The 16,536-nt window shown below is 37.3% G+C and carries 16 protein-coding genes; 8 read left to right on the top strand and 8 right to left on the bottom strand.

Annotation, left to right across the window (positions count from 1 at the left end; all coding sequences use genetic code 11):
• The first annotated feature begins 4 nt into the window (after nt 1–4).
• The 4 genes from ACG916_RS05685 (at nt 5) to ACG916_RS05670 (ending at nt 5,251) form a co-directional block, all read left to right on the top strand.
• Nucleotides 5–1,402: an efflux transporter outer membrane subunit gene (locus ACG916_RS05685; RefSeq protein ID WP_419327376.1), complete on the top strand. Its 1,398-nt coding sequence runs from the start codon at nt 5–7 to the stop codon at nt 1,400–1,402.
• Between the two features lie 980 nt (nt 1,403–2,382).
• The gene (locus ACG916_RS05680) at nt 2,383–3,702 is read left to right on the top strand and encodes an NCS2 family permease (protein WP_004721188.1); all 1,320 of its coding nucleotides are present in this window, start codon (nt 2,383–2,385) and stop codon (nt 3,700–3,702) included.
• Between the two features lie 121 nt (nt 3,703–3,823).
• Nucleotides 3,824–4,825: an adenosine deaminase gene (locus tag ACG916_RS05675; RefSeq protein ID WP_336953147.1), complete on the top strand. Its 1,002-nt coding sequence runs from the start codon at nt 3,824–3,826 to the stop codon at nt 4,823–4,825.
• 69 nt (nt 4,826–4,894) lie between these two features.
• On the top strand, nt 4,895–5,251 hold the full coding sequence (locus tag ACG916_RS05670; RefSeq protein WP_419327378.1) for a hypothetical protein: 357 nt from the start codon (nt 4,895–4,897) through the stop codon (nt 5,249–5,251).
• 72 nt (nt 5,252–5,323) lie between these two features.
• On the opposite strand, the gene ACG916_RS05665 is transcribed toward ACG916_RS05670, so the two are convergent.
• The gene (locus tag ACG916_RS05665) at nt 5,324–5,875 is read right to left on the bottom strand and encodes a cytochrome b (RefSeq protein WP_419330206.1); all 552 of its coding nucleotides are present in this window, start codon (nt 5,873–5,875) and stop codon (nt 5,324–5,326) included.
• A 224-nt stretch (nt 5,876–6,099) separates the two neighbouring features.
• On the opposite strand from ACG916_RS05665, the gene ACG916_RS05660 reads away from it, so the two are divergent.
• Both ACG916_RS05660 and rnhB read left to right on the top strand, forming a co-directional pair.
• Nucleotides 6,100–6,477, top strand: coding sequence for a hypothetical protein (locus ACG916_RS05660; RefSeq protein ID WP_419327380.1), 378 nt, complete (start codon nt 6,100–6,102; stop codon nt 6,475–6,477).
• A 247-nt stretch (nt 6,478–6,724) separates the two neighbouring features.
• Nucleotides 6,725–7,294, top strand: coding sequence for a ribonuclease HII (gene rnhB / locus ACG916_RS05655; RefSeq protein ID WP_419327381.1), 570 nt, complete (start codon nt 6,725–6,727; stop codon nt 7,292–7,294).
• A 79-nt stretch (nt 7,295–7,373) separates the two neighbouring features.
• Here rnhB and csrA read toward each other — a convergent pair whose 3' ends face one another.
• From csrA to ACG916_RS21765, 5 genes are all read right to left on the bottom strand, one after another.
• Nucleotides 7,374–7,625 carry a carbon storage regulator CsrA gene (gene csrA, locus ACG916_RS05650; RefSeq protein WP_004721174.1) on the bottom strand — a complete coding sequence of 84 codons (252 nt, stop codon included), beginning with the start codon at nt 7,623–7,625 and terminating at the stop codon, nt 7,374–7,376.
• 242 nt (nt 7,626–7,867) lie between these two features.
• Nucleotides 7,868–9,148: an aspartate kinase gene (locus ACG916_RS05645; RefSeq protein WP_336953142.1), complete on the bottom strand. Its 1,281-nt coding sequence runs from the start codon at nt 9,146–9,148 to the stop codon at nt 7,868–7,870.
• A 63-nt stretch (nt 9,149–9,211) separates the two neighbouring features.
• On the bottom strand, nt 9,212–11,905 hold the full coding sequence (alaS, locus tag ACG916_RS05640) for an alanine--tRNA ligase (protein WP_419327382.1): 2,694 nt from the start codon (nt 11,903–11,905) through the stop codon (nt 9,212–9,214).
• 243 nt (nt 11,906–12,148) lie between these two features.
• Nucleotides 12,149–12,931, bottom strand: a complete 783-nt coding sequence (locus tag ACG916_RS05635; RefSeq protein ID WP_419327383.1) for a PA3715 family protein — start codon at nt 12,929–12,931, stop codon at nt 12,149–12,151.
• Between the two features lie 30 nt (nt 12,932–12,961).
• Entirely contained in the window at nt 12,962–13,750 is a 789-nt protein-coding gene (locus ACG916_RS21765; RefSeq protein ID WP_512700246.1) for a PA3715 family protein, read from the bottom strand.
• Between the two features lie 167 nt (nt 13,751–13,917).
• Between ACG916_RS21765 and ACG916_RS05625 the strand changes: the two genes are divergently transcribed.
• Nucleotides 13,918–14,940, top strand: coding sequence for a type I glyceraldehyde-3-phosphate dehydrogenase (locus tag ACG916_RS05625; RefSeq protein ID WP_333666862.1), 1,023 nt, complete (start codon nt 13,918–13,920; stop codon nt 14,938–14,940).
• An 83-nt stretch (nt 14,941–15,023) separates the two neighbouring features.
• Nucleotides 15,024–15,320, top strand: coding sequence for a hypothetical protein (locus ACG916_RS05620; protein WP_004721164.1), 297 nt, complete (start codon nt 15,024–15,026; stop codon nt 15,318–15,320).
• 50 nt (nt 15,321–15,370) lie between these two features.
• Here ACG916_RS05620 and ACG916_RS05615 read toward each other — a convergent pair whose 3' ends face one another.
• Together ACG916_RS05615 and ACG916_RS05610 are read right to left on the bottom strand one after the other, a co-directional pair.
• Nucleotides 15,371–15,670, bottom strand: coding sequence for a branched-chain amino acid transport AzlD family protein (locus ACG916_RS05615; RefSeq protein WP_262085811.1), 300 nt, complete (start codon nt 15,668–15,670; stop codon nt 15,371–15,373).
• Nucleotides 15,667–16,410 carry an AzlC family ABC transporter permease gene (locus ACG916_RS05610; protein ID WP_004721160.1) on the bottom strand — a complete coding sequence of 248 codons (744 nt, stop codon included), beginning with the start codon at nt 16,408–16,410 and terminating at the stop codon, nt 15,667–15,669. Before ACG916_RS05610 ends, ACG916_RS05615 begins: the two co-directional genes overlap by 4 nt.
• Nucleotides 16,411–16,536: the final 126 nt, after the last annotated feature.

Here is a 16,536-nt window from a genome sequence, read left to right as displayed (position 1 = left end):
TATAATGCAGAGTTTAATCGTTAAAAATGTCATGTGCCTTAGTGTTCTATTGATGTTAACTGCATGCAATTCTACTGTTGTGTTGCATCCGCCTGAATATAAAGTGCCTATCCTTCAAACGGATGATCATTATAAATATGCTGTTTTAAATTGGAAAAAAACCTCAAACATAGAAGTCAATGCCAACACTTGGTGGGAAATCTTTCAAGATCCTATTCTCAGTCAATTGATGCAACAATTGAATCAAGAAAATTTGAGTCTGAAACAGGCAGAAGCACGATATCAACAAGCCAATGCCTTACTTGAGCAGCAACACGCAAACCGTTTGCCAAGTTTAAAGTTAAATGATTCTGCGCAACGTAGTGGAAAAAAAAGTAGTACACCAAACAACCGATTTACGGCGGGTGTTCAAGTCAGTTGGATTCCTGATTTATGGGGCAGAGTCGCCAAAGCGATTGAAGGGCAACAAGCAAATTTAGATGCTTCACAGGCTGACTTAGCCGCAGTTAAACTTAATCAGCAATTATTGGGCACAGAAACCTATTGGAATATCCGAGTACTGGATGCGCAGTTGGATGTTTTACAACAAACTCAACACAGCTATCAACGTTCCGTCAAAATTTTAAATAACCAATATGTTGCCGGGATGAGCGCGCGAGCGGATGTGATACAGGCTGAAACACAACTCAAGCAAGTGCAAATCCAGCAGATAGAAACCCAACGAGAACGTGATTTACAAGAAAATATTTTAGCTGTGGTACAAGGTAAAACGGTTGCTCAATTTCAATTGCCCAAACAAAAACAGTACTTTCAAGTTCCAATATTACCAAGTCAGCTACCAAGTCGGATGCTTATCCAGCGTCCTGATGTGATACGTGCTGAACGTGAATTGGCTGCAACACATGCCCAATTGGGCTTGGCTCAAACAGCATGGTTACCCGATCTCAGTATTGGCCTAACGGGTGAATTAAATAGTCTCGTATTGAGTCAACTGTTTCAAGCACCACAGTACTTGTGGTCGACTGGATTACAAACAACGGCATTGATATTTGATGGTGGAAAACGTAAGGCTGAGATTGCACAAGCACAAGCGAGTTATACTGAAAAAGCAGCGGCTTATAGACAGGCTGTTTTAACGGGTTGGAAAGAGGTAGAGGACGCACTTATTCAGTCATCCAGTTTTAAACAACAACAATCTGAACAATTTGAATTGTTTAAGATTGCTTTGGAAAATGAACAAGTCGTGACTCGACGTTATAATGCAGGCTTAGTCAGCTATTTAGAAGTCATCACTGCACAGAATTTAAGATTACAGGCAGAACAGGCAACTTTACAACTTAAGCAATTACAGTTAAAAAACACAGCTCAACTGATTGCCGCCTTAGGTGGTAATATAAGTTAAGGTTCTAAAAAGCAATTAAACCACTGGATTTATAACTTAAATTTAATTAATTCAATATCTTGTGTTATTTTTAAGGTGTGTAATCTAAAGTGTGAAAACCCTTATTGGTGACTATTTTATGCTTTCAAAGATTATTATTGAATTCGATTTAAGCAATGAGAATGATCATTTTATAAAAAGGTTGTTGTGCTTCATGTGAGAACAATGCGTATTTTGCTAAAACAATATTTTAGCTAGCGAGTGCACCGAATAGGGCTATTGTGTTTTTTCATATTGTTATTTAATTCGATGTTTTAAATCACAATTTTGATAATTAGCAGTACTTTATATGTATGACTCAATTCAACGTTTTGTATGCACTATGAAAGTGCAAGTTTAGATTAGTGATTAATTAAACAATTTTATTGTTAAAATGTTATTTATGTCACATTTGTGTGTATAATTGTGGGAATTTATACCTCGATCTGATTTTGAAATGGTAAAGCTTGTAACTTTTTTCGTGTTAAGTAGTGTGATATTTCTAGGCTATTTCTCTTATGTGGATTCTCAACAAAGAAAATATGAAGAAATGCAAAATATTATTAAAGATGCGAATTTAACCATTCGGAAAATTGAGTCTAATCCTAATAATCACAATCATCTAAAAGTAAGTAATACCGTGATTTGATTTAAGTGCTGTATATCCTTAAAGCACTAAACTTCTGAGTTCACATGAATTGGATGACTAAAAGAGTCAGATTGATAAAATTATTTAAACTGTATGTTATAATTTGTAATATGTAATCGATAACGACCGTTAAACCTTCTAGAAAATGAAAGCTGCTAATCTGCAGCTTTTTTAATTCAAGTTTTTTATCGGAAATGTCATTTTGGTATGTTTATTGAATGCTGAATTATGGCCTAAATTGAAGGCATTTAGCATTTTTTTAAATGAACTCGATTTTATCAACGAATAGCTCAAACTTAACAGGGGCTCAACAATGACGAATCCAAATCCTTCAGCGGGTTTGCTCGAACGCTTATTTAAACTGAGCGAAAATAAAACAACGTTTAGAACCGAAATACTGGCAGGTTTAACGACATTTTTAACGATGTGTTACATCATTATTGTTAACCCATTGATTCTTTCAGAAACAGGTATGGATCATGGCGCCGTATTTGTGGCAACGTGTTTGGCCGCTGCGATTGGTTGTTTGGTCATGGGGGTGGTTGCAAACTATCCGATTGCACTTGCACCGGGTATGGGGCTGAATGCTTATTTTACTTATTCCGTTTGTTTAGGTATGGGCGTTGAATGGCAAACCGCTTTGGCTGCTGTATTTGTTTCCGGACTCGTTTTCATCGCAATTAGCATGTTTAAAATCCGTGAAGCCATTGTCAATGCAATTCCAATGTCATTGAAATTTGCAATCGGTGGTGGTATTGGATTATTCCTTGCACTGGTTGCATTGAAAAATTCAGGCATTATTGTTGCAAATCAAGCAACTTTGGTGGGTTTGGGTGATTTAAAGCAACCTACAGTTTTACTGACTTTATTGGGTTTTTTCCTGATTGTGATTATGCACCACTATAAAATTCGTGGCGCAATTATTATCAGTATTTTAGCGATCACTGGTATTGCAACAGCTTTAGGTTTGAACGAATTTAAAGGAGTTGTTGGTTCGATTCCTTCTATTGCACCTACTTTCATGCAAATGAATTTTGAAAACTTATTTACAGTAAGTTTGGTAGGCGTGATTTTCGTATTCTTCTTGGTTGATTTATTTGACTCAACCGGAACATTGGTCGGGGTTTCACATCGTGCGGGTTTATTGAAAGATGGTAAATTACCACGTTTGAAAAAAGCGCTGTTTGCTGATTCAACTGCAATTGTTGCTGGTGCTGCTTTGGGTACATCATCAACAACACCTTATATTGAGTCATCTGCGGGTGTTGCTGCAGGCGGTCGTACAGGTTTAACTGCAGTTGTTGTTGGTATTTTATTTTTAGCGTGTTTATTTTTAGCGCCACTGGCTCAATCTGTTCCTGGATTTGCGACCGCTCCAGCATTATTATTTGTTGGAGTGCTGATGATTCAAGGCATCATCAATATTGAATGGGATGATATTACCGAAGCAGTTCCAGCATTTTTAACCATTGTATTTATGCCATTTGCTTATTCAATTGCAGACGGTATTGCAATGGGCTTTATCAGTTATGCATTGGTTAAATTATTTACAGGTAAAGCCAAAACTGTTCCATATATGGTTTGGATCATTGCTGTGCTCTGGGTGATTAAATTCGTTGCATTTGGTGGTTAATAAATTTAAATAAGGAAAGGGTGTAAACTCAAGTTTGCACCCTTTTTTGTTTTAATCAGATTGAAATGAATCCAAGCGATTTGGATGATTGAAATTTAATTTAATAAGTTTGAGGAAAAACGTGAATAGATTAGAACTTATTCGTGCCTTACCTAAGGCAGAACTCCATGTACATATCGAAGGCACGTTTGAGCCTGAGCTGATGTTTGCGATAGCTCAACGTAATCAAATTGATATCCCATATAAATCTGTAGAAGAAGTCAAACAAGCATATAACTTTCATAACCTACAGTCTTTCCTTGATATTTATTATGCAGGTGCAAATGTACTGATCAATGAACAAGACTTTTATGATTTAGCTTGGGCATATTTTGAAAAATGTGCTGAAGATAAAGTTGTACATACTGAAATGTTCTTTGATCCGCAAACACATACCGACCGTGGTGTAGCATTTGAAACGGTAATCAATGGTTTACAGCGCGCGTGTGATGATGCCCAAACAAAGTTGGGTATAAGCTCTCATTTAATCATGTGTTTCCTACGTCACTTAAGTGAAGAAGCAGCATTTGAAACATTAAAGCAAGCCTTGCCTTATAAAGATCAAATTATTGCTGTAGGCTTAGATTCAAGCGAAGTTGGACATCCACCAGCTAAGTTTGAACGAGTTTTTGCTCAAGCACGTAAAGAGGGTTTCTTGGTGGTTGCGCATGCGGGAGAAGAAGGTCCTGCTGAATATGTATGGGAAGCTTTAGATTTATTAAAAGTAAACCGTATTGATCACGGGGTACGTTCAGAAGAAGACCCAGCCCTGATGCAACGTTTAATTGCAGAAAAGATGCCTTTGACTGTTTGCCCACTGAGCAATTTAAAATTGTGTGTGGTGGATAATATGGCACAACATAATATTCATCGTTTATTGCAAAAAGGAGTGCATGTGACTGTTAATTCAGATGACCCATCTTATTTCGGTGGCTATATGAATGATAATTTTATTTCGATTGCTGAAGCACTAGATCTTTCCAATACAGAGTTAAAGCAATTGGCAAAAAATTCATTTGAAGCGTCATTTATTTCAAATGAAGAAAAGCAAAAATGGAACAATCAAATTGATCAATTGGCTTAAATCAAGCTATATTCTTTAAGCCTATAAAAGCAGTGTGTGAACACTGCTTTTTTTCATAAGGAAAATTGAATGAAATTTTTAACAACAAGTTTAACCTTATTCATTATTTTACCTGTGACTGTTGCATGTGCAGACTCAAGTACAGAAACGATTACGCATAAAATGTTAAAACCATTAATCGAACAGCAGTGCGCCAGTGAATTGAAAGCTTCAAAAATTTGGCAAGCATCTTCATTTTTATGGACTGCTACACAGCAGCAACATGCACAGCAAAAAGTTTGTGGCTGTGTCAGTGAGAATGCTTTGAATGATATCCCTGCTAAACAGCTGGTTATGGCAACTTTTAATGAAGCTACAAAAAATAAGTTGATTCAACAGGCGGTGATAAATAGTTTAAAAGGTTGTGCAAAAGAAGCATTAAAGTAAAGATCTAGAATTTAAAACATAATAAAAATATAAAAAAGCACACCGTTTGATGTGCTTTTAATTTGTATTTGACTAGCCTTGTCGTGTCATACTTTTCAACACATTGTCTTTATCAATAAAGTGATGTTTGAGCGCAGCGAGAACATGTCCGACAAGAAGTAGACCAGCAGCCCATGAAATATAAATATGTAAAGGTTTCACAATCGCTGTTAAATCGGGATTATCTTGTACAAGTCTTGGAATCTCAAATAAGTACAGTACAGGCACGGGATGACCAGCACTCCAGCTAAATAAACATCCAGTGATTGGCAATGCCAATAACATGAAATATAAACCTAAATGTCCTAAATGAGCCAAAGTTTTCATTAATGGTGACATTGTTTCAGGTAGTTCAGGCACAGGGTGGGTATATCGCCAAAAGATACGGATAATGACTAAAAAGATAATTACCGATGCAATATTTTTATGTAAGGTGATGACATCACCTTTAAACGGCCCATCGACATCATAGCTTAAAAAATTGCCACTATAAAAACCAATGACCCAAGCGGTAATAAAGATGATTGCCATAATCCAATGCAACCATTGTGCTGTCCTTGTATAGTATTGTGATTTTTGTTGCATGACACAGATTCCAGTTTAATTTAGTGCTTATGATATGGATTTTATTTAAAGAAATCATTTCTAAAAACTCAACGTATTGTTTTAAATTTGCAACGCTTAAAGCAATAATTGTGAAATATTTATCCATTTAGCATCTAATGAGTTGATTATTGAAATAATTAGTTTAATACAAGTATAAGTTTAGGCAAAATACCCTAGCTTTATCTCATAAAAAGGAAAAAATTGTGAAAAATCGTGTTGTCTTGCTTGCTTTAATCGCTTTAGGTCTAACGGCTTGCGCGACCAATGACCCAACAGGTGCTGTAGCAGCGTCAACAACTCAGCAGTTAGGGGGTGTTGCGCTTAAAATCGCGATAAATGCGAAATGTACAACTGAACTGAATAATTTACCTGCTTGGAAGACTGCAACAAAAGTCATGACTACAGATCAGAAAAACAATGTACAAAGTGAAATTTGTGGTTGTGTCAGTGAAAAAGCACCACAAAGTGTCAGTACTGTAGATTTGGCAACGGCTGCTTTAGACCCTCAAGCACGTGCAACGATTGTTTCAAACGTTGTGACAAAAACAATCAATGCATGTATTGCTGAAGCAATGAAATAATTGCATTAAAACCAAAGATATATGAATTTATTGATATAGATTTTTGTATTTTAATAAATTCATGGTCTTAGGGTTGATGCTCTTTTCTTAAAATTAAGTCATTCACTCTAAGCAAAGTATTTTAAATTTTGCTCAGTCCATTGAATTTATGTAGAAAGAAAAAGGTCTAAAATCTGTCATCATCTCAAGGTGATGATGTAAGAACTCAGATAAAATCTATTGAGCTTCTTTTATGATAGGAAAGAAAATGTTAGTTGCTGGTGTAGATGAAGCAGGACGAGGTCCTTTGGTTGGCTCTGTGGTTGCAGCTGCTGTTATTTTAGATCCAAACAATCCAATTCAAGGGTTAAATGACTCTAAAAAATTAACTGAAAAAAAACGTGAAAAGTTGTTTGTTGAAATTCAAGAAAAAGCGATTGCTTGGGCAATTGCTGAAGCAACACATCAAGAAATTGATGAGCTGAATATCTTGCAAGCTTCATTATTGGCAATGAGACGTGCAGTAGAGACCCTTAAAACCATACCTGAACATGTGCTTGTGGATGGAAATAAAGTTCCTAAAGGCTTAAGCATGAGCTGTGATGCGGTCGTAGGAGGGGATGCTCTACATGCTGAGATCAGTGCGGCAAGTATTTTAGCCAAAGTAACACGTGATCATGAAATGGTTGAGTTAGACAAGCAATATCCACAATTTGGTTTTGCAAAACATAAAGGCTATCCAACCAAAGCACACTTTGAAGCCATTGCTGAGCATGGGGTGATTGATCAGCATCGCCGTAGCTATTCGCCAGTCAAAAAAGCACTGGGTCTTGAATAAAACGGATGATGTTTTTTACTGATCAATAAAAATTTAAAGCGGCTTAAAAGCCGCTTTAGTTTCCAAAACCACTATAATCTTAACGATTATAGGTGTTTTGCGAATTATCATCTTCAAAAGAAGGTTGATAATCTTGATCAATATGTTGCAAATGCTCGTGCATAGCACGCTCATGTTGAATACGTTGATAAATTTCTTCGCGATGTACAGAAACTTCTTTTGGGGCATTTACACCAATACGAACTTGGTTGCCTTTAACACCAAGCACAGTAACACTGACTTGATCCCCAATCATCAAAGTTTCTCCGACACGGCGGGTCAGAATCAGCATGTTTATCTCCTTGCTTAAACGCTAAACCTGCGATGAATTTCTAAAAAATAGAAAACACAACTTTAAATAGCACCGATAATTTTAACAGAATAATGTGACAAGTTTTTCATTTTCACATAGCTCTATTGAAATTTCTCTAAAACCTCAAAACTAATATAACAGAGCCACTATAGAAAACACTATAGTGGCTCTGATTTTTTCTTGGTCAAAACAGCGAATAACTTGCTATATTTGATCAAAAATTACGCACGCGCACTCGATTCGCCATGTTCACGATCTAAACCGAAAGCTGTGTGTAGTGAACGAACAGCAAGTTCTAAGTAATTTTCTTCAATAATCACAGAAATTTTAATTTCCGAAGTTGAGATCATTAAGATATTGATACCTTCATCTGCAAGTGCAGTAAACATTTTACTTGCAACACCTGCATGAGAACGCATACCTACACCGACAATCGAAACTTTGACAATATCATCACGTGTAGCAACTTCACGTGCACCAATCGCTGTAGCAGTTTCTTCTAAGATTGCTTTGGCTTTTTTAAGCTCACTACGATTTACTGTAAAGGTAAAGTCAGTAGTACCATCTTCTTCAACGTTTTGGATGATCATATCCACTTCAACGTTTGCAGAACCAATAGGTGATAAGATTTTAGACGCAATACCTGGTTCATCAGGTACACCTAAAATTGTTAATTTAGCTTCGTCACGGTTAAATGCGATACCAGAAATAATTGGCTGTTCCATATTGTCTTCCGCTTCAGTAGTGATTAGTGTTCCGACATTGTTTTTGAAATCTTCGTCGAATGCGCCATCATTGTCATTATCAAAACTTGATAATACGCGTAAAGGCACTTGGTATTTTCCTGCAAATTCAACAGAACGAATCTGCAATACTTTAGAACCGAGAGATGCCATTTCAAGCATTTCTTCAAATGAAATACGATCAACTTTTTTCGCTTTAGGTGCAACACGAGGATCAGTGGTATAAACCCCATCCACATCTGTGTAAATCTGACATTCATCTGCTTTTAATGCCGCAGCAAGTGCAACACCAGAAGTATCAGAACCGCCACGGCCTAAAGTTGTTGTATTACCATCAATGTCGAAACCTTGGAAGCCTGCAACAACAATGACACGACCTGCATCCAAATGATTTGTCATCACATCTGTATCAATAGATTCGATACGGGCTTTGGTAAACGCGCTGTCAGTTTTGATACCAACTTGGCGACCTGTGAGTGACTTAGCTTCAACACCAATTGAATTGAGCGCCATTGCTAACATTGAAATCGTTACCTGTTCACCCGTAGAAACCATTTGGTCTAGTTCACGAGGATCAGGGGTTTCGGTAATGGCTTTCGCTAAAGCCAATAAGCGGTTTGTTTCACCACTCATTGCGGATACAACCACTACGACCTTGTGGCCGTGGTCATGCCAACGCTTTACACGACGAGCAACATTTAAAATGCGCTCGGGAGTACCCATAGAAGTACCGCCATATTTTTGAACGATTAATGCCATAGTTGTTCCATATAAGCCATGACCCTAATCGGCATTAGGGTCAGTTACACAAAAGGTGAAGTATTATTTTTGAGCAAGCCAAGCAGTTAAATCTGCCATTACTTGTTCAAACTTCTCGTTTAGTGGCGCGCCACCTTGTGCTAAGTCAGGTTTACCACCACCTTTACCACCCAACTCAGTAGCTAAGTGTTTGATGATGTCACCCGCTTTTAGATTTGCAGTAAAATCTTTAGCTACAGAAGCGATAAGGCTAACTTTTTCACCCTCTACAGCTGCAAGCACAATCACTGCATTATCTAATTTTGATTTGACACTGTCATGAAGATGGCGAACAGACTTCGCATCTTGTCCCTGAACTGTGGCAATAAGTGTTTGGCGACCTGAAATCTCTGTCACTTGATTGATTAAATCAGAGGCTTGGAAGTTCGCCAATTTTTGATTCAATTGCTCGATATGTTTTTGCAATTGATGTGCTGTTTCTAGAGTTGATTGAACTTTTTCAACTGTTTGATCTTTCTGTGCTTTTAATAAGTCATTGATATGCAAAATGTCTGCATCAAATTTTTGAACAATTTCAAGCGCTTTGGTACCTGTGACAGCTTCAATACGACGAACACCTGCTGCAACACCACTTTCAGAGGTGATTTTAAACAGACCAATATCGCCAGTGCGTTTAACATGGATACCACCACAAAGTTCGATAGAGAAATTTTTCTCATCTTTGATTGAGCCCATAGAAAGTACACGAACTTCATCACCATATTTTTCACCGAACAACATCATTGCGCCTTTTTCTTTAGCGGCATCGATGTTTAAAAGTTCAGTAGAAACGGCGGTGTTTGCAATCACTTCACGGTTTACAATACGTTCAACCTGTTGAATTTGTTCAAATGTCACAGGTTTGTCATTGGCAAAATCAAAACGTAAAATGTCAGAAGCGACCAACGAACCTTTTTGTTGTACGTGCTCGCCCAATACTTGACGTAAAGCGGCATGTAAAAGGTGAGTTGCAGAGTGGTTGCGTGCAGTAGCTTCACGAAGATCGGCTTTTACAATTGCTTCAACATTTTGAGTCGCTTTTAAGCTTCCCATTGTCACGATGCCTTGGTGGACAAACGCGCCGCCAGATTTTTTAGTATCTTGAACTTCAAAAATACCCGTATCGTTTTTGAACACACCTGTATCACCAATTTGACCACCGCTTTCTGCATAGAATGGTGTTTGGTTCAATACGATCAGTGCTTCGTCGCCTTCAGCAATTTCATCAACTTGTACGCCATCTTTGTAGATCGCAATAATTTGACCTTGACCTTGAGTTGCTTCATAGCCATCAAATTGAGTATCGCTATCTACTTTCACAATACTATTATAGTCAACAGCAAACTTGCCTGCATCACGTGCACGTTGGCGTTGTGCTGCCATTTCAACTTCAAAACCCGCTTCGTCAATTTCCAGTTCGCGTTCACGTGCGATATCTGCAGTTAAATCAGCAGGGAAGCCATAAGTGTCGTAAAGTTTAAAGACTGTTTCGCCTGGAATGGTTTTACCCTTAAGATTGGCTAATTCACCTTCAAGCAGTTTTAATCCTTGTTCAAGCGTTTTCGCAAATAATTCCTCTTCACGAACCAAAGCAGCTTCAATCACATTACGACGTTGTTCAAGCTCAGGATAAGCAGTGCCCATGGCATCGATTAATGGTTGTAACATTTTGTAGAAGAATGTACCCGTTGCGCCCATTTTATTACCGTGACGTACTGCACGACGGATAATACGACGCAATACATAACCACGACCTTCATTTGAAGGATTAACGCCATCTGCGATCAGGAAGCAACATGAACGGGCATGGTCTGCAACTACTTTAAGTGAAGCAGGGTATTCAATTGGTTTATTGTTTGCTTGTGCAGTTGCAACCGCTTCAGATGTATCAACACCAATAATTTCAGCAGCAGATTTTAATAAATATTGGAACAGGTCAATTTCATAGTTTGAATTGACATGCTGTAAAACAGCAGAAATACGTTCCAAGCCCATGCCTGTATCTACAGATGGTGCAGGAAGATTATGCAGTACGCCATCAGCAGTACGGTTAAACTGCATGAAAACGTTGTTCCAGATTTCAATGAAACGGTCACCATCTTCCTCAGGTGTACCCGGTAAGCCACCCCAAATATGATCGCCATGGTCAAAGAAAATTTCAGAACAAGGACCACACGGACCAGTATCACCCATTGCCCAAAAGTTATCAGAAGCGTATTTTTCGCCTTTATTGTCACCAATACGGATAATACGATCTGCAGCTAAGCCAATTTCCTTGTTCCAAATGTCAAAAGCTTCATCATCTGTATGATAAACAGTGGCATATAATTTATCTTTAGGTAGTGCCAACCATTCTTCACCCGTAAGGAAATCCCAAGCGAAACGAATCGCGTCACGCTTAAAGTAATCACCAAAAGAGAAGTTACCTAACATTTCAAAGAATGTATGGTGACGTGCTGTATAACCGACATTATCTAAGTCGTTGTGCTTACCGCCTGCACGGACACATTTTTGCGACGTCGTTGCGCGAACATAGTCACGTTTTTCTAATCCAAGGAAACAGTCCTTAAACTGGTTCATCCCTGCGTTGGTAAAAAGCAGAGTAGGGTCATTGGCAGGTACAAGTGAACTTGACGCGACACGTGTATGTCCTTGCGATTCAAAGTAGCGCAAAAATGCTTCACGTATTTCAGCAGTTGTCATAAAACGAGTACTCACAACCAAGTCACTCCTTAATTTTCGTATTGGCTAAAAGTGCGTTGCTGAGTCTGATTTTTGCGCTCAGTCACCACACGGGCTTATTTTTAAAAACGCCAAAGTATAACGGAAAATGTAGTGTCCACCAATGATTTTAAGGTGAATTATTGGTATTTCTATACATTTTCAACTTTCGTCTGGAGTAAATTTTGGTTGTATAAATTTAAAACTTAGCCACTTTACCATTATCGTATTTAAGCTTGCTTAAAAAGGGTCAATTCCCAGTAGATCATTATGCTGTAATTTATATTCTTGACCATTAAATTTAATGGTCTGTTGTTGTTTATATTGTTTTTTTACAGATTTGCATGTCTGATAGTTGGTTTTCGTTTGGTCTTTGATTTCTTTTAATACAATATCTTGTAAACCATGTGTGGTTTTGTTGGAAAGCACTAAAATACGTCTTACATCTGAACTGGTATTATTTCCTATACAATTTCCAATTCTTTCATAGCCACTATCATTTGTTCCAATACCCGCAAAAACTTGTTTAATTGGTTGGCGAGGATTAACTTTAAATAAAGCAAGATTATTATGGCTATAGGTAAAACCACCTTCATGTGAGGATGAGGTCTCTAAGCCGATCACATCTGTATTCGGCAAGGTTGAAAATCTTGTGTTGTGGAGTTTTGCTCCATCATAATGATCTGCATCTGAATAAAAAGTTTCTGGGGCTTTATACTTTTGCAGAATTTTATGATGAGAAGAGTCAATTAAATATAAATTTAGATCATGCTCCATATCATCATAAGATTTATAATTAATCGGTTGGCTAATGGCAACCAATTGAATTCTTTGTGTACTGTCCAAATTGATACAGCTTTTATATGTTTTAGCTTCAGTCTTTGCAAAACTTGGGTTGGTTAGTTTAAATTTTTGAATTAAAGAATCTTGTAATTGTTCTGAACAAGCTTGATAAGGTGCTGCAAAACTATTTCCAGTAATCAAAAGCAGTGCAGCGTTCAATACAATTTGTAATGTTTTCATGCGCTCATCTCTAAAAAGTTCAAAATACAATTAAATTCCAAAGTCTAAAAAATTAAGATGTTCAAAATGATATTTTTTCCCATCAAATTTCATGATATGGCGTTGCTTTTTGACAATACGCTGGGTACTACAGTTTTTTTCGTTAAGTGTTATACGCTCTGTTTTTTCCGTTAATTGAATATCTGCTAAACCATGACTGTTCTGTTTTAAGGGGTGAAGTAAAATTTGAGTCTCAGTTTGTGCATTATTTTCACATAGAGACGGTCTTTCGCCAGCTGAGTAATTCGTCATAAATTTATCTAAAACCAATTGCATTTGTTGATTGCTGATTTTGAATAACTTTATTTCACTTATTGTATAGTCAATTCTACCTAAATGCCCATAGGTTAAGGCCAATCCAATAACATGAGTATGGGGAGTTTTAGAGTAAGGATTGATATCAAATTTTAAATTTTCAAACTGATGGTTATCTGAAGAAATCTTCATGGGATAATGATAGTGATTTAGAATTTTTTCAGATGCGTTGTCAATCAAATAAAGATTTAAGTCGTAATCTGCATACCCAGACGGCATATGAAGTGGTTGACTAATTGCGATCAATTGCCGATTTTGATCCAGCTTTATACAGCGCTCAAATGTTGGATAGCGTGTATCTCTCTGTTCAGGGGAAATCAATTTAAGTTTATCAATCAATTGCAGAGTCTGTGTTTCGCTGCATCGTGAATAATTATTTTGAATATTCTTCTGTTGGGCATAACTGAAAGGAAGAAATATAAAAATACATATCGCAATACAGCAAAAATAAAATAGGCGCCGCATAAATGTCATTGTGAGCAAAGATGAATACATTTTTTTATCCAATGATGTTTTAAATTCTATTGTTTTCGAATTTTTTCTTGCTAAAGTCAGCTATATATTAACAGTAGTGATCATAAATCTTATACCATATAACTGATTATGGTAATTTGGCTGTAAAAGGACAACTGATGCAACGTGTGGCAATAAACGGATTCGGGCGAATTGGACGGAATGTATTACGCGCTTGGTTTGAAAATCCGAAAAACTTCCATTTTGAAATTGTTGCCATTAACGATATTGCAGATGTTGAAACGCTGGTTCATTTATTTAAATATGATACTACACATGGTCGCTTTGACGGTGCGGTGAATATCGTTCAAGAAAATGGACAGCTTTATATGTTGATTGACGCACGGCAAATTAAACAGAAAGTTCAAATTTTAAGACAAGCCAATCCTGAATTATTGCCTTGGGAAGCGCTTAACATTGATGTTGTTTTAGAATGTACAGGGCTGTTTCGTTCAAGAGCCGCTGCAACACAACATATAACAGCTGGTGCAAAACGCGTCATTATCGGTGCTGCACCTTTTGATACTGTTGATGCTGCCATTGTTTATGGGGTAAATCATCATGATGTTAAAGCTAGTGATCAAATTATTTCGGGTGTGTCATGTACCACACAAGCTTTAGTCCCTTTGGTCAAAATTATTGATGATGCATTTGGAATTGACAGCGCATTAATGACTGAAATTCATGCGGTCACAGCAGATCAATCTGTACTGGATCATGCACATCGAGATTTACGCCGCGCACGTGCCTCAGGACAAAATATTATTCCAACTACATCTTCTGCTTTGGGTGCATTAAAACAAGTCATGCCCAAAATGGAAAACCGTATTGATGGTTTTTCAATCCGTGTACCAACAATTAATGTTGCCGCCATTGATTTAACATTTATTGCTAAAGCGCCTGTAACAGCTCATTTAATTAACCAAACCTTAATTCAAGCAGCAAAATATGATTATGCTGAGATTATGTCTGTTACAGATGAGCAATTGGTTTCAAGTGACTTTAATCATTCACCTTATTCACTGATTGTTGATCTGACTCAAACTATGGTCGTGGGTCAACAGGCGAAAGTGTTTGCTTGGTATGATAACGAATGGGGCTATGCAAATCGCTTGTTAGATTTGTGTGAATCATTTTATTAATCTAATATTTATCACTTAAAAATAACTTTAATGACTTGAGTTTAATCAAGACGAAGATTGACATGTTTTGTTGGGGGGGAATGATGTTTTTCATATATTTGGTTATTGTGATTCTTTATCTGGCCATGATGTTTGTGATTTGGCAAATGGGAAAGTTAAAGAAAGAAAACCTTGAATGGCTTAAGCATGTGCAGAATCATGAGCAACAGATCCATGCACAAGAGCAACATCTCAAACAAACCTTACAAATTATGCAAGATTTGGCTAAAAAAATGCATGTACAGCAGGAAGTTTTAGACAATACCTCAACACGTTTGACTCAAGTTGAGTTTCAAAATGCTGAATTAATTAAAATATTACAGCAAAATTCAAAACCTTAATTGAGGTTTTGAATTGCATCAAGTCAGGAGTGACAGGCTATTGAGAACGTTTAAAGCATAAAGTATCTCAAAATCCCTGTTGCAATGATACTGATCAGTACAGTGGGTAATAATGAAAAATAACAAGCTGCGAATAGTGTGATGATAATTGCAATCAAGTTGGCTGGTTGATCTGTAACAAAGTAGGGTGCAATCACTGATATCAAAACACAGCCGGGGATCACCTGTAAAATTCGCGTGGTTCTTTTGCTGAGATGTCTATTCTTTAACAGTAAATAGCCTAAAATTCGAGTTAAGTAGGTTGTTAATCCCACACAAACAATGGCGATGAATGTCGTCATATGAATCATTCTTCATCTCCAATCAGTAAAAAAGCAGCGATAATTCCTGAAATAGAACCAATCAATACATACCAGCCTTTGGGTAGATAATAATAGGCCAGTGCAGCGGCAATCAGACTAATCAACCAAGGCAGTGCGGGTTTAAAGCCTTTCCACATTCCGCGTAAAAGCACCAGAAAAACTGCGGGGAATGCCATGTCAAAACCAAACTTTGTGACATCACCAAGGAAAGAACCAATGCCGACTCCCATAGTGGTAAAAACCACCCACATAACATATAACGCAAAACAAAGGCCGATATAAAAAAACACACTAAATCCTGCATAGGGATTGCGAGGGTTTTGTTTGTGTGAATCCGTAATGCTAAGGGCCCAACTCTCATCACACATAAAAAATAATAATGGAAGGGCTTTACGATTGGGCAAATGTCGAATATAGGGTGCTAAACTTGCACCCATTAAAATATGGCGGCTGTTGACCAGAAAAGTGATCAGAATTAAAAACAACAATTGAGGTGGCTGCGTCCAGACTTCAATAATGGCGAACTCAGAACCACCAGCAAAATTGAGTCCTGTTAACAATGGAACTTCTAAGGCAGAAAATCCTTTTTGCGCTGCTTGCGTTCCTAAAACCAGTGCAAAAGGGATAATACCCAGTAGCATTGGAATAGAGGTTTTAAGCCCACGTACAAACTCTCTAAATTCAATTGAATAGGTCAGTTCAGTCGTAGCGTTCTTAAAACTTAACATGAGTCGCTCAATGGTCGGTAAAACAAGATGATTTTTATTTTATGCCAATTGATTCGCTATATTTCGCTAAAATTGCTGCCTGTAAAATAATTTTTGCAATATTATTGCTGGAATATGTTATTTTTT

Origin of the sequence: Acinetobacter legionensis (genome assembly GCF_048552295.1) — a bacterium.
GTDB lineage: Bacteria > Pseudomonadota > Gammaproteobacteria > Pseudomonadales > Moraxellaceae > Acinetobacter.
Note: the sequence above shows the minus strand (reverse complement) of the source record. Positions and strands in the feature narration are given on the sequence as shown.